Origin of the sequence: Rhodococcus globerulus NBRC 14531, assembly GCF_001894805.1 — a bacterium.
In the GTDB taxonomy this organism is placed as follows: Bacteria; Actinomycetota; Actinomycetes; order Mycobacteriales; family Mycobacteriaceae; genus Rhodococcus_F; species Rhodococcus_F globerula.
On the sequence record NZ_BCWX01000012.1, the window covers coordinates 16,405 to 35,353 of the forward strand.

Consider the following 18,949-nt stretch of genomic DNA (forward strand, 5'->3'; position numbering starts at 1 on the left):
CAGACACGCTTGATCACTCAGGTGATGTCGCGCATCCTGGTGCGCAGCCAGCCGCCCCCGACGAGTGCGACGACCCACGCGGCGAGGATCATCGCTGCACCCGGCCAGGAACTCAACACGTCGATGTCGATCGACGGCGCGGCATTGACCAGCACTCCGAGGGTGGCCGACACCGGCAGTGCCTTGCCGATACCGTCGGCACCGACGGCAAAGGCCAAGGCTCGCAGAATCCATTCACCGAAGACGAACCAGCCGACCACGGACAGCATGCCGACCACTTGTGAGCCGGCGAGCAGTGTGACGCCTGCACCGATCAATGCCCACAGCGCGCAGGCGACTATTCCGACGCCACAGATCGCAAACAGATCCGCGGTGAAGCTGAAGTCGCGAGTGAACAGGATCATCGCGCCGACGGCAACGACCTGCACTACCAGTGCGTATCCGACCGCGAATGCGGCAACAACACCCAATTTGGCGGCCAACACCGCGTCGCGTCCGCGGGCGGTGAGGAATGTCGTGGTGTATGTGGCGTAGGTGAATTCGTTGCCCGCGGCGGTTGCACCGAACAACGCCGCAAAGACGAGGGCGATGGTGGTGGGTCCGCCAACCGCGATGGCAGTGGACACGAGATTCACGTCGAACGCGGTGTCGGCTCGCTCGGCAATGGCCTCGACAATCGGACGAGTGAACGACGCGGCCGCGAGCGCAACAACGACGGGTGCCACAGCGAGTGCCCACCAATAGCGCAGCGAGAGGACCTTCTTGATTTCTGCTTGTGCGAGCGTCGTCACCGGTGGCCTCCCGACGGTCCGTAGGCGGTGGGACCGTAGTAGCCCGACGGTGGACTGTAGTGACCGGATGGCGGGCCGTAATGGCTGGATGGCGGACCGTGTCCGGGATGGCCGGTGGCATAGTGCGGTGTGGTCATGGCCACGAACAGTTGCTCGAGATCCGCGTGATCAGCGACGACACTGAAGATCGTGACGCCGGAGGCTGCCGCAACCGGAGCAAGTGCGTCGCTGTCGGTACCGCTGACGGCGAGTCGGCCGTCCGGTGCGATCGTGGCCGCCGTGATCCCGCGGGCGGCCAGCGCCGTCGCGAACAGCGCGGGGTTGGAGCACGAGACCATCAGTCGACTCTGATGTGATGCGCGGAGGGCCTCGACACTGCCGTCGTAGACCAGAGAACCGGCGCTCAGAAGCACCAGGTTGTCCACGACGGGTTCCACCTCGCGTAGCGCCTGGCCCGTGATCAGCACGGTTCGCCCGGACTCGGCAAACGTCGTCAAGAACTGCTGTAACCAGGCCGTGCCTTCGGGTTCGAGTCCGTGGGTGGGTTGGTCGAGCACCAGGATTTCCGGGTCCCCGAGCAGCGCGGTGGAAAGTGCGAGCCGTTGCTGCATTCCCAATGAGAAAAGCCCGGTTCTCCGGTCGGACGCCGAACTGAGTCCGACTGCCGCGAGAACCTGTGTCGCTCGCTGGGCGGGCAGGCCGATCGCGGCAGCGTAGATGTCGAGGTGAGCGCGCGCCGTCCGCGCTGGATGGAGGCCACGTGTGTCGAGGACGGCACCCACAGTCCGGGCGGGCGATGCCAATTTCGAGATGGGGAGACCGTTGATCGTCGCGGATCCATCGCTGGGCGTCACTAAACCGAGCAGCATGCGCAGAGTCGTGGTTTTTCCGGCGCCTGAGGGGCCGAGCAAGCCGGTGATCGAGCCGGCGTGGACGTCGAAGCTCAGGTCGTTGACCGCCCGTGCCGCTTTGAACGTCTTGGTCAAACCGCGAACTTCGATGGGCGCGGAGACCCGCCCCGGTGCACTACTGGTCAAAGATGCTCCCGCGTCGACGGACGTTGTGTTGTGTCGAGCCTACGTTCTCGGCTGTTATCCGCGGAGTACCCGAGTGGTGGTGGCGGGATCGGGCGTGAAGTCGTCCTCGGGGAGAATGACGAGGTGATCGGTCCAGCGCGCCGGGGCCGGGCCAAAGGCGTCGCGCGCATTCTTGACGACGCCCTTACCGATGACGCGGTTGCCTGCGCCACCGATGACCGCGCCGATCCCGGCGGGGACCAGCTTGCCGAGTATGAGTGCGCTTCGCTTTGCGGCGTATTTCATCACGAACTTGCGGACCAGCGTGCTGTTCATTCCGCGCATCGTGGAACTCGGGATTTTGCTGGTGATCGCGGTGCCCCAGTTCTTGGCGGTGACCCCGGTGACCTTCTGGACGATTTCCATGCCGGATTCGCCGAGGGCGACAGCGAGGACGAGGGCGCGTCGTTGTTGGTGGTTCTCGATGGAGATTCCGTGGACCGACGCGACTGCCAGAGTGAGAAGTGCCGATGCTTCGAGGAAGAATGCCGACTCCGCGCCGACCGCGGCGATCGATGCCACAGTTCCGACGCCGGGGATTGCGGCTGTGGCGCCGACCGCGCTGCCACTTCCTGTGACGGCCAGGAGAAACATCTTCTCAAGTCGATCGATGATCTGGGCCGGAGACTCGTCCGGATGCGAGTGCCTGACGTGCTCTACGTACTTGGCGACGGCGGGCGCCTGGAGGCGGCTGCCGTTGTCGAGTACCGAGATGAGGATTTTCTCGACCCGCCCGGCGTCGTTGCTGCTTGCGTTGTCGATCGACTTGGCCATCGCTCTGCCCCTCCACAGGTGTCCACTCTGCAATCGGTGAACTTCGCTGTCGAGGATAGGTGAAGTTTTACAGCGGAGCAGGTGGCCTGCGCCATAGGCTTGTGCTGCGTAGTACTAGAGGGAAGGGGACTGCTGTGGGAACCGATGCTGTGCGAACCGATGCTGTGGGAACCGTAGTGTGGCCGACGCTGGTGTATGCCGATGCCCGAGCGGCTGTCGATTTTCTTGTGAAGGCCTTCGGCTTTGTGGAGAAAGCGCTGTACGCCGACGGTGACGTCGTTGCGCATGCTCAGCTCGACTGGCCCGGTGGCGGTGGGGTCATGTTGGGTTCGCCCCGCGCCGATTCGTCGATTGCCGGTCTACCGCCGGGAGTGGGTTCTGTGTACATCGTTGTCGACGATGCCGACGGCCTCCATGATCGGGCTGTTGCCGCCGGCGCCGTGATCACGCAGGGTCTTCGCGACGAGGACTACGGTTCGCGGGGTTTCACGTGCCGTGATCCTGAGGGCGTGTTCTGGAGTTTCGGAACGTACGGCGGGGAGTAGTTCTTTGCCCGATCTCGGGTTACCGTGTCGCCCAATGTTCTTGCGGCACTACCTCGCTCGGGATCGGGGGATGTGGCGGTGTGCCGTCTCCGAACGGCCGGCCGCCGAGTTGTTCGCGGCCATGCGGTTCGAGCCAGTGCGTCAGTTCGGGTCCCTTGGGAACGATCTGGCTGGGATTGACGTCGGAATGAACGATGTAATAGTGCTGCTTGATCTGGGTGAAGTCGATGGTGTCGCCGAACCCGGGGGTCTGGAAGAGGTCACGGGCATAGTCCCACAGCACCGGCATCTCGGTGAGTTTGCTTCTGTTGCACTTGAAGTGGCCGTGGTAGACGGGATCGAATCGGGCTAGCGTCGTGAACAGTCGGACGTCCGCTTCGGTAATGGTGTCGCCGACCAGGAAACGTTGCCGTGCAAGGCGTTCCGTCAGCCAGTCCAGTCGCGCGAACAGTTGGTCGTATGCCTTGTCGTAGGCTTCCTGGGATCCGGCAAAGCCGCAGCGATAGACACCGTTGTTGACGTCGCGGAACACTTGTTCTGCAACATCGTCGATTTCGGTGCGGAGAGCCTCCGGATACAGATCCGGTGCCCCTTCTCGGTGGTACTTCTTCCACTCGGTGGACAGATCCAGTGTGATCTGCGGGAAGTTGTTTGTGACGACCTTGCCGGTCGCGATCTCCACCATCGCCGGCACCGTGATGCCGCGCGAGTAATTGGGGTCGCGGGCAAAATATGCGTCCTGGAGTCGGGGGATTTTCAGAACCGGATCGACGCCGCCGGGGTCGAGATCAAAAGTCCAACTGCGTTTGTCGTGGACCGGTCCGCAGATTCCCATCGACAGAACATCTTCCAGGCCCAGGAGCCGGCGGACGATGATGGCGCGGTTCGCCCATGGGCAGGCGCGCGCGACAATCAATCGATAGCGATTCGGTTCGACGGGATATCCGTCGCGGCCGTCCTCGGTGATACGTGCGGCAATGTAGTTGGTGTCGCGAGTGAATTCGCGGCCTTCTTCGACAAATGTTGCAGAGTTGTCCGCGTTCATGGAGATTCCTCTCGATCGCGTGTCTCTACACAATACGTCGTTGGACCTGCGCCGTGGTGTGTATTCCCAGGACAGTGAAATCGAGTGCGCGTGCGATTGCAGCGCCGCCGAGATGTCCGCTCGGGATGCGAAGTTGCGGTATCAGACCGGCATCGAGAGCGTCTTCGGCAGCGAGAAAGACTGTTCCGCAAGCCAAACCGCGCCGCCGCTGCGCGGGATCGGTGAGCACCGTGAGATCCGCGACGAATCCTTGGAACTCGCGGTAGGCCGCGCAAGCGAGCGGTTGGTGATCATCCCCGAGCGCTGTGAACCACTGGTCCTTGGCGCTCAGATCGGCAACTGTGACGTCGTCGGGTGGGCAGGATCTGGCCACGCTCATTGCGTCGGATCGCTCGCGGCTGATCAGAAGTTGTTCTGCGGGTGTGTGATCCGTGTAGTCGGGAAGGAATGCGAGCTCGGTATGCGATATGAGTCGGCCGCCGTGATCCTTGGTGAGTTCGAGAAGTCGCGTTGGTTCCAGCAGTGAGGCGGCGTCCTCGTTCGCGGTGCGCAGCGTGAACCATTGCGGTCCGACGACGGCTGCTGCCTCGGCGAGTTGCAGTACGTGGATCAGATCGTTGTGATCGTCGTCGACGCGCGCGGTATGCGCCGGACGCAATGCGGCGTCGCCCAAGCCCAGTTCTCGGGCCCACGTGAGTCGGATGATGTCGAGATGATGGTCGTCCACTCGCTACACGCTAGTCCGGTTCGGGTGGGTTGATCGAGATGGCCCGGCGTCGTATATTCCATGTGGACTATTTCGGGTGGAATAGTCAAGAAATAGTCAATTGCGGCTTGTCAGGAAGGGGGATCTCATGGGTGACGTCTCATTGACGCCCTTGGGAATCACCGTTCTGGGCCTGCTGTCCGAGCGTTCGATGCACCCGTACGAGATGTATCAACTCGCCTCGGTCCGCCGAGGGGACCAGTTGGTGAAAATCAAGCCGGGCTCGCTTTATCACACGGTTTCCAGGCTGGAAAAGCAGGAACTGCTCACTTCGATCGGGACGGATCGTGAAGGCAATCGGCCGGAGCGGACGACGTACGAGATCACCGATCGAGGCCGGAGCGCCCTCGAGCACCAATTGCGGGAGATGTTGGCGGTTCCGGTCCGGGAGTATCCGCGCCTGCCTCTTGCGCTCGCAGAAATGCATAACCTGTCCGCCGCAACTGCGTGTCGGATGCTCCGGATACGTCTCGCGCATCTCGACGAGACGATTGCGAAATTCGAGGCCGACTACGAAGCGTTGAAGGCCGCGGAAAAGCCACGAATCTTCACGGTGGGCGCCGATTACGCCCACGCACTGACCGTCGCCGAACGAGAGTGGATCGGCGTGTTGGTGACAGACATCGAGAGCGGCGAAATGCCCTGGCTCTCACAAGAACTTCTCGACCGGCTGGCCGGCTCAGCAGGCTCGTCCGCACTATCTAAGGACTGAAGATGGAAAAGCAGGTCAATCCCTGGCACGCGCTGTGGGCGCTGTGTATCGGGTTCTTCATGATTCTCGTGGACAGCACGATCGTTGCGGTGGCCAATCCGGCGATCATGGAGGACCTCGGAACCGACATCAACAAGGTGGTCTGGGTAACGAGCGCCTACCTTCTGGCTTACGCTGTGCCGCTGCTGGTTACGGGTCGATTGGGTGATCGGTTCGGGCCCAAGAACCTGTACATGATCGGACTCGTCCTGTTCACCGCCGCTTCATTGTGGTGCGGTTTGTCCGGCAGCGTCGAACTTCTCATCGTTGCAAGGGCTTTCCAGGGCTTTGGTGCCGCGATGATGACGCCGCAGACGATGGCCGTCATCACCCGTACCTTTGCGCCGAACAAGCGCGGCGCGGCCATGGGTCTGTGGGGCGCCGTTGCCGGTGTTGCCACCCTGGTCGGACCGCTCGCCGGTGGCGTTCTGGTCGACAATCTCGGCTGGGAATGGATCTTCATCGTCAACGTCCCGGTTGGTGTGATTGCCTTCCTGCTGGCGTGGAAGCTGGTTCCGTCGCTGCCCACGAGCGAACACAAATTCGACATCCCCGGGGTGATTCTCAGTGCAGCGGGCATGTTCCTGCTGGTGTTCGGAATCCAGGAGGGAAGCTCGTACGACTGGAACGGATTTGTGTGGAGCCTGATCGGCGCGGGCGTGCTGCTGCTCGTCGTGTTCGTCTTCTACCAGTCACGCAACAAGAACGAACCACTGCTGCCGCTCGGACTCTTCAAGGATCGCAACTTCTCACTCGCCAACGTCGCCATCACGGCAATGGGCTTTGCCATCACGTCGATGGTGCTGCCGCTGATGTTCTACACCCAGGCGGTACGCGGACTCTCGCCGACACAATCGGCATTGCTGCTCGTTCCGATGGCCGTGCTGACGGGTATTTTTGCGCCGATCGTCGGCAAACTCGTCGACAAGACGCACCCGCGCTACATTGCCGGAACCGGCTTCGCGTTGTTTGCCATCGCACTGGGTTGGCTGGCGATGGTGATGACCCCCGATGTCGCGATTTGGGAGCTGTTGCTGCCGATCGGCCTCATCGGATTTGCGAATGCGTGCATCTGGTCGCCGCTGGCCGCCACAGCCACGCACAATCTGCCGCCCCTGCAAGCGGGTGCCGGAGCCGGTGTCTACAACACGACACGCCAGGTGGGTGCGGTTCTCGGTAGCGCCGCGATCGGCGCGTTGATCACCGCGCGGTTGGCTGCACAGGGCCTCACCGGCGGCAGTTCCGAAGCCGGCGTCGGACATCTGCCCGAGGTAGTCCGCGAACCGTTCAGCACCGCAATGTCGCAGTCCGTGTGGCTCCCGGCCGCGGTACTCCTCGTCGGATTCGTGGCGTCGGTGTGCTTCGAACGGCCGCAGCGCGGCGACGCCCATGACACGGCGATGGCTGTCAGCGCCGAAGCGAGTCGGGAAACATCACTGAAGGATTGAGAAAGTCGTCCCGGCTCAGATGGGGCGAGCGCAGGCGCACTGGGTTGCGGCCAAGGTGCATTCTCCTTGTGTAGCGTCGTGCGTTGCACCAGCGGTCGACGGGGCGGGCATTTCGGTGCTCGCCTCGCGAGGCCACAGCACCCATCCCGAGGCGGCTCCCACCGCGGCAAGGGCTGCGAGGATGCTCCAGGTGAGCGCGAATCCCGCGGTGGTGCCAACCCATCCGGCAATCGGATAGGTGAGCAGCCAGGCAAGGTGTGACAGGGAGAATTGGGCTGCGAACACTTCCGGAATACCTGCGGGGTCTACCGACCGTCGAAGTACCTTTCCGGTCGGGGTGACGATCATGGCCATCCCGGCGCCGATGAGCGCCCACACCGCGGCGGTGAGAATCCACGTGAACACACCGGCAACGGCGAGGGACGCTGCCGCACTTGCGCTGAAGACCAGGACGACGGAACCTGCTGTCATCACGGTGCGTTCGGCGGTTCGGTCGAGGACGCGGGGAAGAGCCAGCGCGGTCAGCAACGTACCGCTACCCGATGCGGCCAGCATCCAGGCCACGTCGGATTGGGTTCCGCCGAGTTGGTCGCGGACGTAGTTGACGGTGTTGACCACGACGATCGAGCCCGCTGCTGCCACCACGAGATTGAGTGCCATGATGCCGCGCAGTCGCGGCGTGGTCACGAAGATCCGCACTCCCGACGCGATCCGGTCCCACGCGTTTCGGTGAGTGCTGGGACGGGCGTTGGGGATTCGGGTGGCCAGCACGAGCAGCGCGGAGACGGCAAAGCCCACGGAGGTGGCGACAAAGAGCAGGTTGAACGTCATGAAGGACAGCGCTACCGCTGCGAGAACCGGGCTGAGCAGGCTTTCCATCGTGTAGGCGACCTGCGATGCCGACAGGGCGCGGGTGAAATCGGCCTCGTCGGTCACGATGTCCGGGATGACCGCCTGGAATGTGGGTGTGAACGCTGCCGACGCAGCTTGGAGAACACCCACCAGCACGTAGATGTGCCAGATCTCGCTGACGAAGGGCAACGCGAGCACCACCGATGCGCGAATGACATCGAGTGCGACGAGGAAAGCCCGTCTCGGCAATCGGTCGACGTACGCCGCCGCGAGTGGGGCGATCAGGACGTACATGGACATCTTGATCGTCAACGCGGTGGCGAGCACCGCCCCTGCAGACGGTCCCGCCAAGTCATACGCGAGCAGGCCGAGTGCCACCGTCGCCAACCCTGTGCCGAACAGTGCGATGATCTGGGCGCTGAAGAGTAGGCGGTAGTCGCGAATCGCGAACAGACGCAGGCTGTTCCGTTCCGGTGCGGTCCTAGCGGTCCGGTTCATCTGGTTTCACTCCCGCGACAAGATTGAAAGCTCCGGTCAGGATATTGAGGGCGACGATCCCGACTACATCGGCGATCTCGCGATCACCGTAGCCGTACGCTCGAAGGCCCGCGATGTGTTCGTCGGAAATCGAGGCAGGCTCTCGATAGACGCGAAGTCCGAGGTCGATCATTGGCTGAGTTTCGCTCGCTTCATTGCCCGGCTGAGTTGCAGATAGCCACCCAGTACGGCGGGCGAATGAGCCATCGCCGCGACCATGTCACCGACCTGTCCGTGACGGTTGACGAGTTCGGCGAGAAGGTCTTTCGATGCACCGACAGCGGTGGCCGGTGTGAGAGATGCAAGGCGCGACATAACGAGTCCTCCGTGGTTCCGCCGGTGGTGGGTTCGGCGGGTGATCGCCGGCCGAACCCACCACCGGGGTTGGTCAAGAATTGACGGTGGATTGAACGGTTTCAGGCTCTTCGACCTTGGTCGACCGCATCACGACCGCGGTGATTGCTGCGCCCACCACTGCGATGACGGCGGCACCGAAGAACACCGCGGAGAACCCGTTCGTCAGCTCGGTCGGATTGCCGAGTTGATCAGCGCCGAACACCGCAGCAATCGCAGTCATCACCGCGAGACCGACAGCCGAGCCGACCTGGTAACTGACATTGACGATGCCCGAAGCCAATCCGCCCTCTTCCGGGCGTGCAGCCGAAATCGCCGTACCGAGTGAAGGAATGAACGCCAGCGTCATACCGGCCGCGGCCATCAACGATGCCGGCAGCACGTCTACCCAGAAGTTGCCGGTGGGCCGGATCAAGGACATCCACCCCAATCCGATTCCCAGCACCAGCAAACCGGCGACGATCATTGCTTTCGCACCGAAGCGCGCCATGGCCCGTGGCGCGACGACGATCATGCCGAGCATGACGAAGATCGTCATCGGCAGCAGAGCTGCGCCGGCGGGGAAGGCGCTGTATCCGAGCACTTGCTGCAGGTACAGGTTCAGGAAGAACCACATCGGTATCCAGGCCGCGCCGAGGACGAGCTGAGCGACGTTCGCGGCACCGAGGTTGGGCGCCTTGAAGATTCCCAGCCGCACCAGTGGTTCCCGACGCTTGGACTGGATCAACACGAATGCGCCCAACAATGCGGCCGAGACGGCGAGCGCAAGCCATGTCTGCCCGGATCCCCAACCGACGTCAGGTGCTCTGACGATGCCGAAGACTCCGACGGCGAGGCCTGCGGTGACCGCCAGTGCGCCGAGGAAGTCGATCGATCCGGTGCGTGCCGGTGCATTCGGCATCAGGATGGGCGTGGCGATCAGCGCGATGACTGCGATGGGGATGTTCAGATAGAAAACCCAAGGCCAGCTGGCGTATTCGGTTATGGCGCCGCCGAGGAACACGCCGGCCGTACCGCCTGCCGGGGCGGCAGCGCCGTAGATGGACAGCGCCTTGGTCATCTCTTTCTGCGTGCTGCCGAACAGCATCATCAGCAGGGTCAGGGCGGACGGCGCGATGAGTGCTGCTCCTGCGCCCTGAACTGCGCGACCGGCAAGTTCGACGGCGACGTTGCCGGCGGCACCGGCGACGACGGAACCGATCAGCAGGATCACCCAACCGGCGGTGAACACTCGGCGCGCGCCGAACAGATCCGACAGACGCCCGCCGAGGAGGAGCAGCCCGCCGAAGGCGATGACGTAGGCATTGAAGACCCAGGTCAGGCCTTCCTGGGAGAAGCCGAGATCGCTCTGCATCTGGGGGAGAGCGACACCGATGATCGAGGTGTCCATGATGACCATGAACTGAGCGGCGGCGATCAACGCCAACGCCCACCACTTACGGGTGGATCTAGGTTGTGTGGACATTCTGAGTTCCTTACGGGTACGGGGTATGCATCATGTTTGCGAGGTCTGGGAGTGTCATAGTCGAGGCGTCGCGACATCGAGGCTGCGGATCGATGAAATGCCCGGAAATAGTGCGCTTTTCGAACTCGATCGGCCGGCGCTCGGCGTAGGTGCGCATCGGATCTCCTTCGAGTGAATTCGGAGTGATTTGTTTTGTTCGTTGCATACCCTAGGGGGGTATGGTACAAATTGCAACAGGTTCGACTTCAAGAAGTGAAGAACCCAACGCAGACGGCAACGGAAGTGCCGTCGACCCAACCTTTGGAGGGCAAGATGTTCAGCGAAAACGGCTACACATTGGAATTGGCAACGTCGGAGGCGGCCGTCGGCAGTCGCGTACCCCTGCAGTTCCGGATCGTGGATGCGACCGGATCTCCGTTGATCCGGTACACGGATACTCACGACAAGCAGCTACATCTGATCGTGGTCGGCCGCGACCTGACCGGATTCCAGCACGTGCATCCCGAACTGGACGCGTCCGGAACCTGGCATGTTTCAGTAGATTTCGCGCATGCAGGGGAGTATCGGGTCTTCGCTGACTTCACTCCTGACGGGGGCGACGGAATCACGCTGAGTGCGGATGTACAAGTTTCCGGCGCCTATGACCCCCGGCCGTTGCCTGCTGCGGCCGCCACCACGACGGTCGACGGCTACATCGTCTCCCTCGACGGCGCAGCCCACGCCGGCCAGACATCGAAGCTCACGCTCTCGGTCAGCCGAGGCGGTCACCCGGTCACAGACTTGCAGCCCTACCTCGCCGCCTATGGGCATCTGGTTGCGCTGCGCGCCTCCGACCTCGCGTATCTCCACGTCCACCCGGACGGCCATCCCGGTGACGGTGTTACCCCGGCCGGACCGGCAATCACCTTCTACGCCACCATGCCGAGCGCTGAGGATTACCGATTGTTCTTGGACTTCAAACACGACGGAGTGGTGCGTACGGCCGAATTCACTCTGACTGCCGACAATGCGACCGCGCCCGTGTCAGAGCACGCACACGCTCACCACGGGCACTGAACTCGAACGCCGACATGCAGAATGAGACTGCCCCGTCAATTGCCAGACGGGCGTGGACGGTAGCCAGGCATCCTGTGGTTCTCGCCGCGGCACGCTGTGCGGCAAGGTGCGCGTTGACTGCCCTGCAGGACAACCGAAGCCGAAAGGTCCACAGCGTCTAGTAGTCAGCGCCGAAGGGAGTCGGGAAACATCACTGCACGATTGAGAAAGTCGTCGGGGTCGAAGGCTCGCTTGATCGCCCACATCGCGCCGATGTCCTCCGGCGTGAGTGCCATGTCGAGGTAATTGCGTTTGAGCGAGCCGACTCCGTGTTCGGAACTGATATTTCCGCCGTAGTGACGCACCAGTTCGAGAATGCGGAGGTAGACGGCGTCGGCGTCGGGGCAATTCAGGACGTTCAGATGGATGTTTCCTTCGGCCACATGACCGAACAGGATCGGGATCGCTTCCGGTGCGTATTCTGCGACAACGCCGACCGCCGACTCCGCGAATGCCGCCAGTGTGTCAAGGGGGAGTGCCGCGTCGAACTTGAGAGGTGGTCCGAACAATCCTACGACTTCCGCGAAACATTCACGTGCAGACCATAATCGGGCTGAACCGGCCGTGTCGAGCGCTACGGCGGGCGCGTCCGGTGGATTGATCCGGTCCATGATTGCGCTGACGTCTTCCGAAGGGTCGTGGGCGCCGGATACCTCGGCCAGCAGATACCATCGGCGTCCCGTCGGAACGCCGGCGCCCAGTCGGTTCGCAGCAAGTTCCAATCCGCGGCCGTCGAGTAGTTCAAGCGCGTCGACGCCGCCGACGGTGCGCAGAATGCGTCCCGCGTCGACAACGGCGCCCAGTGAATCGAACCCGGTGAGTGTTGTGACGCGGTGTTTCGGCACGGGGTGAAGTGCCAGGTCGACGCGTGTGATCACCCCGAGAGTTCCCTCGCTGCCCACCCAGAGCGCCGGCAGGTTGTAGCCGGAGTTGTCGACGCGGACGGCTACCTCACGGCGCACGGTGGTGCCGTCTGGAAGAACAACTTCGAGTCCGGTGACCTGCTCCGCCATGTTGCCGTATCGAACCGTGTGCAGCCCACCGGCGTTGGTGGCAGCCATACCGCCGATTGTCGCGGTATCACGCGACGCGATGTCGACGCCGAACTTCAGTCCGGCATGGGCAGCAGCGGAATGTACTTGTGCGAGTGTCACTCCCGCGTCGACGGTGATCCTCCCCGCGGCGGCATCGACCTCGCCGATCGTCGTGAGACGTTCGGTGGAGAGCAGGACGTCGTCGTGTTCGGGCACGGTTCCGGCGACAAGTCCGGTGCGTCCACCCTGCACGGTGACGGGTGCGCCGAATTGTCGGCAGATGTTGAGTGCTGCGGCCACTTCGGAGGTGTCGGCCGGGCGGACCAGGGCCTGGGCACGTCCACTGTATCTGCCCGTGTGATCGACCGAGCGGGAGCGCAGAACATCGGGATCGTCGGTGACGAACCGTTGTCCCACAACGTCGGCAAGCGCTTTTCTCAGACCGTCCACTCCCTGATCGTATGTCGCCCGCGGTGTGGCAATGTGACGGCCATGACTGCTTCCGAAACGCATCCCACCCGTCTCGAGCGAATCATCACCGATGGCGGTGCCGAGGTTGCCGTGCTGACGTTTGCTCACGGACCGCTCAATTTGTTCGATCAGGCGATGTTCGACGCAGTGATCGCGGATATCGCGTCGTTGACGGCTGCGCCGCCGCGCGCGGTGTTGCTGAGGGCCGAGGGCAAGGTCAACTCGGCCGGCGTCGACGTCCATGTTTTCGACGGTTTGACCGCCGAGCAGGGCGCCGAGTTGTGGCGCGAGCTTTTTGCGCAGATATGCCATCCACTCGAGGCACTGCCGTGTCCGGTGGTCTACGCCGCGCATGGGTTGACGCTGACGGCTGCGTTCGAGATTTCGCTGGCCTGCGACATCATTCTCGCCGCGCCCAAGGCGAAGTTCGGTTTGGTGGAGACAGTGGTCGGGTTGACGCCGTCGATGGGTGGGCCGCAACGCCTGGCCGAGCGTGCGGGTTCCGGACGCGCTCGCGAACTGGTGATGACGGGCGATCTGTACGACGCGGCGACGCTTGCATCATGGGGTGTGGTCAATGCCGTTCACGACGATGTCGACGCAGCCGCGCGGGCACTGGTAGCGCGGTTGGCTGACGGGCCGACGCGGGCACATGATGCGACCAAGCAGATCGTGGCGGCGTGGCGTTCCGGCGGTATCGCTCATGCCGATGCGGTGACACCGACAGTGTCGGGGGCGCTGTTCGAGACCGAGGACCTTCGCGGCGCTGTGCGCAGCTTCCTCGATGTAGGTCCAGGAAAGGCCGTCTACACAGGCAAGTAAGCACACGGGTATCGCCAGAGTGCTCCACTACCTGTGACTCACGTCATATAGTCGAATGGCGCGGGTGTGGGTTGGTCACGGTCTGTGGAGGTACAGATGCGGTCGAGGCTTGTGGAGTATCACTGTTCGAATGGGCTGCTCACGGATACGCGGGTCAGTCGGGCGACGGACGGTCTGCTGCGTTACCGGCAGTTGGATCCGTCGTTGTCGGAGTTACTCGACGTTGCGGTGCACCGGTTCGCCGGGCGAACTGCGGTCGAGGAAGTGCACGGAGAACAGGTCACCTACGCCGAACTGTGGGCTGAAGCGTCTCGGGTGGCCGGCGGGTTGAAGTCGCGGGGAATCGAGATCGGCGATCGGGTGGCCATCCGGTTTGCGGCCGGCGTTCGGTGGCTGGAAGCGTGCCTCGGAGTCATTCTGGCCGGTGGGGTTCCGGTGTCTCTCGGCATGGCGTGGGGCGACGCGGAGGTTTCCGCGGTGATTGCGGACAGTGGATCGGTGTTGGTGCTCGATGGGGAATTGCCGCACGGGGTTCCGTTCATCGACGACGGTGCTGCGCCGGACGAGTTGGCGGTTCTGGCGTACACGGCGGATCCGTCCGGCGCGATGCTTGGCGTCGAATTGAGCAACGAGAATGTGCTCTCGACAATCGAAGGGCTTCTGCATTCGCGTGACTACGGCGTCGAGGGTGTGCGGAATCTTCTGGTGGACAGCGATTTTCGATCCGTCCGGGAGCTTGTTCATGTGCTCGCCACGTTGGTGATCGGCGGCACCGTTGTTGTGGCGGGTGATTTTTGGCGTGAGTCCGCCCATACCGTCGACATTCTCACCGGGCGCCCCGAGGATCTCCTCGAACCACGATTGCTTGCGGTGGGTCCGGCGGCGCGAGCAGCCTCGCGATCGGTGAAGTGGGTGGACTGCAGTGGGTCTCCGGTAACGGCCGAGCAGGAAGACAAGCTACTGGCGGCGTTTCCGGCCGCTCAGCATGTGATGGGTTGGGGAAAGACCGAGACGTGTGGCGGAGGTCTGATCTTGCCGATCGAATCGGCTTCGACACATTTAGGGAGCGTGGGAATCGCTTTTGGCGGAATGGAAGTCGCGTTGTACGGCCCCGATGCACCGGGGGGATACGGCGAACTGTGGTGCCGCGGGCCGAGTGTCGCGCGTCGGTACTGGAATTCGCCGGAAGTGACGTCGTCGCGTTTCATGCAGGGCTGGTTCTGCACCCATGACACCGCACAGATCGATGCGGAGGGCTTCGTCCGTATTGTCGAACGAAACGCAGCATGAGCATGCGCGGTGTCGAAAGACTACGAGAGGGAGATGCATGGCAGACGAGGTTCTCACCGAGCGGCGTGGGCGGACGCTGATCATCACGATCAACCGGCCCGAGGCACGAAACGCGATCAACGCCGCGGTCAGCCACGGATTGGCAGCAGCTGTCGAAGAACTCGACGGTAACGACGAGCTGTCGTTGGCAGTGCTGACCGGTGCGGGCGGAAATTTCTGTGCCGGTATGGACCTCAAGGCGTTTGTGGCCGGCGAGAACGTACTGGTTCCGGGCCGCGGTCTCGGTTTCACCGAGGGGCCGCCGCGAAAGCCGATCATTTCGGCGGTCGAGGGCTTTGCCTTGGCAGGCGGCACCGAGTTGGTGCTGGCCACCGATCTGGTGGTTGCCTCTCGCGAAGCCAAGTTCGGTATCCCCGAGGTCAAGCGGGGTCTGGTCGCAGGCGCCGGCGGATTGTTCCGTCTACCCAAGCGCATTCCGTATCAGAAGGCCCTGGAATATGCCTTGACCGGAGACGCTTTCACAGCGGAGGAAGCGCACTCGTACGGTTTTGTGAACACACTGACAGAACCAGGTCAGGCGTTGGACGGTGCGCTGGATCTCGCCGACCGCATCAGCCGTAACGGTCCGCTCGCCGTCACGGTCACCAAAGAGATCATGGTCAAGGCCGCCGGATGGTCGGACGACGAGGCATTTGCCAACCAGATGCAGTTGTTGGCACCGATTTTCGTATCCGAGGACGCACGTGAAGGCGCGACGGCTTTTGCCGAGAAGCGCGCGCCGGTATGGAAGGGTCGGTAACACGACATGGCTACACCAGTTGCCGAATTGCACATGCACATCGAGGGTTCTCTAGAGCCCGAGCAGATCTACCGCCTCGCCGAGCGAAATCGAATGGACTTGCCGTACAAGGACATCGAAGATCTGAAGTCACGGTACGAGTTCTCGGATTTGCAGTCGTTCCTCGATCTGTACTTTGCCAACATGGCCGTTCTGCGTACAGCCGAGGATTTTGCGGATCTCACGCGGGCGTACTTCCGCCGTGCTGCCGCTGCCGGCGTATCGCACGCCGAGTTCTTCTTCAACCCGCAAGCGCACGTGGTCCGGGGTGTTCCGTTGACCGAGGTTCTCGACGGAATCATGGACGCCGTTGCATCGAGCGAGCGGGAGTTCGGACTCAGCAGCAGCGCGATTGCCGCGATTCTGCGCGATCAACCCGTCAGAGATGCCGAGGAGATCTTCTCGGAGATCATCCGGTTGCAGGCTCCGATTGTCGGTCTGGGCCTCGATTCTGCGGAGGTGGGTAACCCGCCGTCGCTCTTCGAGGACGTGTTTGCGCGGGCTCGCGCCGAGGGGCTTCACGTGGTCGCCCACGCCGGTGAGGAAGGCCCGCCGGAGTACATCCGGCAGGCGCTCGACATCCTCGGTGCTGAACGTATCGATCACGGTGTCCGCGCACTCGAGGATCCGGCGCTTGTCGAGCGGTTGGTCGACGAGGAGATTCCGCTGACGGTCTGCCCGTTGTCGAACGTTCGTCTTCGGGTGTTCGACAAGCTCGAGGATCATCCGTTGCGAACGATGCTCGACCTCGGGCTGATCGTGACGGTCAACTCCGACGATCCGGCATATTTTGGCGGGTACGTCGACGACAACTTCGCCGAACTCGGTCGAGCAATCGGGCTGACCGAGTCCGAACGTGAGACGTTGGCCCGCAATTCCATCAAGGCGTCGTTTGCCAGTGAATCGCGGAAAGCGGAATTGCTGCGTTAGCGAAGCGAACTCAGGCGCCGAGCACTTGGCGTAGGTAGTCGTTGTCGAACACACGATCCGCGTCGTACTTGTCTCGCACAGCAATGAAGTTGTCGAGTTTGTCGTACGTCGGGCGTAAGTCGTCGATGGTCCGGTTGTGCATTTTCCCCCAGTGCGGCCGGCCGTCGACGGCCTTTGCCATCGCTTCGACTGCGGCAAAGTACTCGGTCTCGGACCGGCGGTGATACTGGTGCACGGCGACGTACGCGGTATCGCGTCCGTTGGCGGTGGAAAGCCAGAGGTCGTCGGCGGCGGCAAAACGAACCTCGACGGGGAACGCGACGTTGGTTCCAGTCCTTTGCAGCCACTGATTGATCTCGTGGAGTAGACCTTTGACGTGTTCGACCGGGACGGCGTATTCCATTTCCTTGAACTTCACGCGACGCGGCGATGCAAAGACCCGATAGCTGCGGTCGGTAAATTCCCGGGCGCCGAGCAGGCGTGACGATATCTGGTTGATGGTGGGGATCGCGGCCGGCGCCAGGGTGGCGATGCGGTTGACGCCCTCGAAGAGCGTGTTCGACATGAATTCGTCCTCGACAAAGGTTCGGATCGCGCTGACGGGCTTCAACGGTGTGTCGCCGGGCAGGCGTGTGTTCCGTTTGGTGAGGACCCGATCGGTGTGGGGGAACCAGTAGAACTCGAAGTGGTCGACGGTGCGGCACTCGTCGTCCAGGGTGTCCAAAATGTGGGACAGCGTGTCGGGTTTTTCGATGGCGCGCAATGTGAACCGAGGCGAACACGCGAGGGTGACCTTGGTGATGATGCCGATTGCGCCAAGGCCGATGCGGGCAGCTTCGAACAGTTCCGGATTTTGATCCGCGGACGCGGTGACGATTGCTCCGTCGGCTGTCACGATTTCGAGGCCGTGAATCTGCGTCGCAAGTCCACCGAACGCGGCGCCGGTTCCATGGGTTCCGGTGCCAAGGGCTCCCGCGAGAGATTGGGCGTCGATGTCGCCGAGGTTGGTCATGGCGTACCCGCGTTGCCATAACGCCTCGTTGAGGGCGCGCAGGCGCGTGCCTGCGAGAACCGTCACCAGCGCCCCGTCGTCGGTGGGGGTGATCGATTCGATCCCGGAGAAGTTGTCGAGGCTGACAAGAACTCCGTCTGTGACCGCCGCACCTGTAAAGGAATGGCCAGCTCCGACTGCCTTCACGTGCCACCCTCGTGTTGCGGCTTCGACGACAAGTGCTGCGAGTTCACGGGTGTTCCGCGGGGTTGCCCATTGTCGTGGTGAAGCCCTCTGAGTGCCTGCCCAGTTCTGCCAGATATCCGAAGCCATTGGACAATCATGTACTTGGACGTTCGTCCAAGCAAGCATTGTGCCTAGTTTTTCCGATCTCCGTTCTAACATCATGGGATGCTCAACAGGCTTCCGGCGGACGAGCGCCGCACACAATTGATCGAATCCGCCATTTCCATTGCCGAACAGCGCGGCGTGAGTTCAGTGACGGTCCGTGCTGTAGCCGAAGAGGCGGGCGTATCGCTCGGCGTAGTTCACTACTGTTTCGAGAGCAAAGAGGAGCTCATCGCCGCGATGGGCGAGACGTTGATTGTTCAGCTCAGCGAATCGCTCCAGCATGCCTTCGGGCAGGTTCGCCACGCGCCTGACCTGACCGGGATCCAAGGGCTGAAGGAACTGCTGCACATCGGGTTGACCGGGATGTGGCCGCTCATCGAGGTGACGCCTGATCGGCAGTTGCTGACCTACGAAATCACCGCGCAAGCTCTGCGTAGCCGCAACCTCGGGGCCGAGCGTGCCGGTGCCGTCGCCAGCGATCAGTACCGGATCATGGACGAGCATGCCATTGCATTTCTCGAAGAATGCGCCACGATTTCCGGAACTGTCTGGACAGAGTCTTTGCAGTCGTTGGCGAGATGGAGTCTGGCGATGATCGACGGATTGGTCTTGCGCTGGCTGGTTGATCGTGATTCCGACGCCACCATTGCGGAATTCGGCGAAATGGTTCAGGTCATCGCAGGCAAGGCGATCGAGGCGCAGCACTGACCCCGTCATGGACAT

21 protein-coding genes are annotated in these 18,949 nt (G+C 62.5%); 9 read left to right on the forward strand and 12 right to left on the reverse strand.

What is annotated here, in order from left to right:
• Positions 1-17 precede the first annotated feature (17 nt).
• The 3 genes from RG2_RS29970 to RG2_RS29980 are packed head-to-tail and all read right to left on the reverse strand — an operon-like array spanning position 18 to position 2,641.
• Positions 18-791, reverse strand: a complete 774-nt coding sequence (locus tag RG2_RS29970; protein WP_033236705.1) for an ABC transporter permease — start codon at positions 789-791, stop codon at positions 18-20.
• A complete protein-coding gene (locus RG2_RS29975) occupies positions 788-1,828 on the reverse strand; it encodes an ABC transporter ATP-binding protein (protein ID WP_033236706.1) in 1,041 nt (346 codons plus the stop codon). Before RG2_RS29975 ends, RG2_RS29970 begins: the two co-directional genes overlap by 4 nt.
• A 54-nt stretch (positions 1,829-1,882) precedes the next feature.
• On the reverse strand, positions 1,883-2,641 hold the full coding sequence (locus RG2_RS29980) for a hypothetical protein (protein WP_033236707.1): 759 nt from the start codon (positions 2,639-2,641) through the stop codon (positions 1,883-1,885).
• A gap of 176 nt (positions 2,642-2,817) precedes the next feature.
• Between RG2_RS29980 and RG2_RS29985 the strand changes: the two genes are divergently transcribed.
• Positions 2,818-3,186 (forward strand): VOC family protein, encoded by a 369-nt coding sequence (locus RG2_RS29985; RefSeq protein WP_033236744.1) that lies wholly within the window; start codon positions 2,818-2,820, stop codon positions 3,184-3,186.
• 19 nt (positions 3,187-3,205) lie between these two features.
• Here the strand turns inward: RG2_RS29985 and RG2_RS29990 are convergent, their stop codons facing one another.
• The gene (locus tag RG2_RS29990) at positions 3,206-4,231 is read right to left on the reverse strand and encodes a glutathione S-transferase family protein (RefSeq protein WP_033236708.1); all 1,026 of its coding nucleotides are present in this window, start codon (positions 4,229-4,231) and stop codon (positions 3,206-3,208) included.
• 25 nt (positions 4,232-4,256) lie between these two features.
• Positions 4,257-4,958, reverse strand: a complete 702-nt coding sequence (locus tag RG2_RS29995; RefSeq protein ID WP_033236709.1) for a GNAT family N-acetyltransferase — start codon at positions 4,956-4,958, stop codon at positions 4,257-4,259.
• Between the two features lie 127 nt (positions 4,959-5,085).
• Between RG2_RS29995 and RG2_RS30000 the strand changes: the two genes are divergently transcribed.
• Together RG2_RS30000 and RG2_RS30005 are read left to right on the forward strand one after the other, a co-directional pair.
• Positions 5,086-5,709 (forward strand): PadR family transcriptional regulator, encoded by a 624-nt coding sequence (locus RG2_RS30000; protein ID WP_033236710.1) that lies wholly within the window; start codon positions 5,086-5,088, stop codon positions 5,707-5,709.
• Between the two features lie 2 nt (positions 5,710-5,711).
• On the forward strand, positions 5,712-7,196 hold the full coding sequence (locus RG2_RS30005) for a DHA2 family efflux MFS transporter permease subunit (RefSeq protein ID WP_033236711.1): 1,485 nt from the start codon (positions 5,712-5,714) through the stop codon (positions 7,194-7,196).
• A 15-nt stretch (positions 7,197-7,211) separates the two neighbouring features.
• On the opposite strand, the gene RG2_RS30010 is transcribed toward RG2_RS30005, so the two are convergent.
• From RG2_RS30010 to RG2_RS31985, 5 genes are all read right to left on the reverse strand, one after another.
• Complete coding sequence (locus RG2_RS30010) at positions 7,212-8,546, reverse strand: MFS transporter (RefSeq protein WP_174557390.1); 1,335 nt, start codon at positions 8,544-8,546, stop codon at positions 7,212-7,214.
• On the reverse strand, positions 8,530-8,718 hold the full coding sequence (locus RG2_RS32545) for a carboxymuconolactone decarboxylase family protein (RefSeq protein WP_230590381.1): 189 nt from the start codon (positions 8,716-8,718) through the stop codon (positions 8,530-8,532). Before RG2_RS32545 ends, RG2_RS30010 begins: the two co-directional genes overlap by 17 nt.
• A complete protein-coding gene (locus RG2_RS32550; protein WP_230590383.1) occupies positions 8,715-8,900 on the reverse strand; it encodes a hypothetical protein in 186 nt (61 codons plus the stop codon). The genes RG2_RS32545 and RG2_RS32550 overlap by 4 nt, the downstream gene beginning before the upstream one ends.
• A 73-nt stretch (positions 8,901-8,973) precedes the next feature.
• Complete coding sequence (locus RG2_RS30020; RefSeq protein ID WP_033236712.1) at positions 8,974-10,404, reverse strand: MFS transporter; 1,431 nt, start codon at positions 10,402-10,404, stop codon at positions 8,974-8,976.
• A gap of 10 nt (positions 10,405-10,414) precedes the next feature.
• On the reverse strand, positions 10,415-10,561 hold the full coding sequence (locus tag RG2_RS31985) for a hypothetical protein (protein ID WP_155276698.1): 147 nt from the start codon (positions 10,559-10,561) through the stop codon (positions 10,415-10,417).
• A 95-nt stretch (positions 10,562-10,656) separates the two neighbouring features.
• Between RG2_RS31985 and RG2_RS30030 the strand changes: the two genes are divergently transcribed.
• Complete coding sequence (locus tag RG2_RS30030) at positions 10,657-11,460, forward strand: DUF8832 domain-containing protein (RefSeq protein WP_033236714.1); 804 nt, start codon at positions 10,657-10,659, stop codon at positions 11,458-11,460.
• A 164-nt stretch (positions 11,461-11,624) separates the two neighbouring features.
• Here the strand turns inward: RG2_RS30030 and RG2_RS30035 are convergent, their stop codons facing one another.
• Positions 11,625-12,983 (reverse strand): FAD-binding oxidoreductase, encoded by a 1,359-nt coding sequence (locus RG2_RS30035; RefSeq protein ID WP_033236746.1) that lies wholly within the window; start codon positions 12,981-12,983, stop codon positions 11,625-11,627.
• Positions 12,984-13,025: 42 nt separating this feature from the next.
• Between RG2_RS30035 and RG2_RS30040 the strand changes: the two genes are divergently transcribed.
• From RG2_RS30040 to RG2_RS30055, 4 genes are all read left to right on the forward strand, one after another.
• Entirely contained in the window at positions 13,026-13,826 is an 801-nt protein-coding gene (locus tag RG2_RS30040; RefSeq protein WP_033236715.1) for an enoyl-CoA hydratase/isomerase family protein, read from the forward strand.
• 96 nt (positions 13,827-13,922) lie between these two features.
• Complete coding sequence (locus tag RG2_RS30045) at positions 13,923-15,116, forward strand: class I adenylate-forming enzyme family protein (RefSeq protein ID WP_033236716.1); 1,194 nt, start codon at positions 13,923-13,925, stop codon at positions 15,114-15,116.
• A gap of 37 nt (positions 15,117-15,153) precedes the next feature.
• Positions 15,154-15,915, forward strand: coding sequence for a crotonase/enoyl-CoA hydratase family protein (locus tag RG2_RS30050; RefSeq protein WP_033236717.1), 762 nt, complete (start codon positions 15,154-15,156; stop codon positions 15,913-15,915).
• A gap of 6 nt (positions 15,916-15,921) precedes the next feature.
• A complete protein-coding gene (locus tag RG2_RS30055; protein WP_033236718.1) occupies positions 15,922-16,884 on the forward strand; it encodes an adenosine deaminase in 963 nt (320 codons plus the stop codon).
• A gap of 10 nt (positions 16,885-16,894) precedes the next feature.
• Here the strand turns inward: RG2_RS30055 and RG2_RS30060 are convergent, their stop codons facing one another.
• Positions 16,895-18,208, reverse strand: a complete 1,314-nt coding sequence (locus RG2_RS30060; RefSeq protein ID WP_033236719.1) for a D-arabinono-1,4-lactone oxidase — start codon at positions 18,206-18,208, stop codon at positions 16,895-16,897.
• Between the two features lie 78 nt (positions 18,209-18,286).
• On the opposite strand from RG2_RS30060, the gene RG2_RS30065 reads away from it, so the two are divergent.
• Positions 18,287-18,934, forward strand: coding sequence for a TetR/AcrR family transcriptional regulator (locus RG2_RS30065; RefSeq protein WP_033236720.1), 648 nt, complete (start codon positions 18,287-18,289; stop codon positions 18,932-18,934).
• Positions 18,935-18,949: the final 15 nt, after the last annotated feature.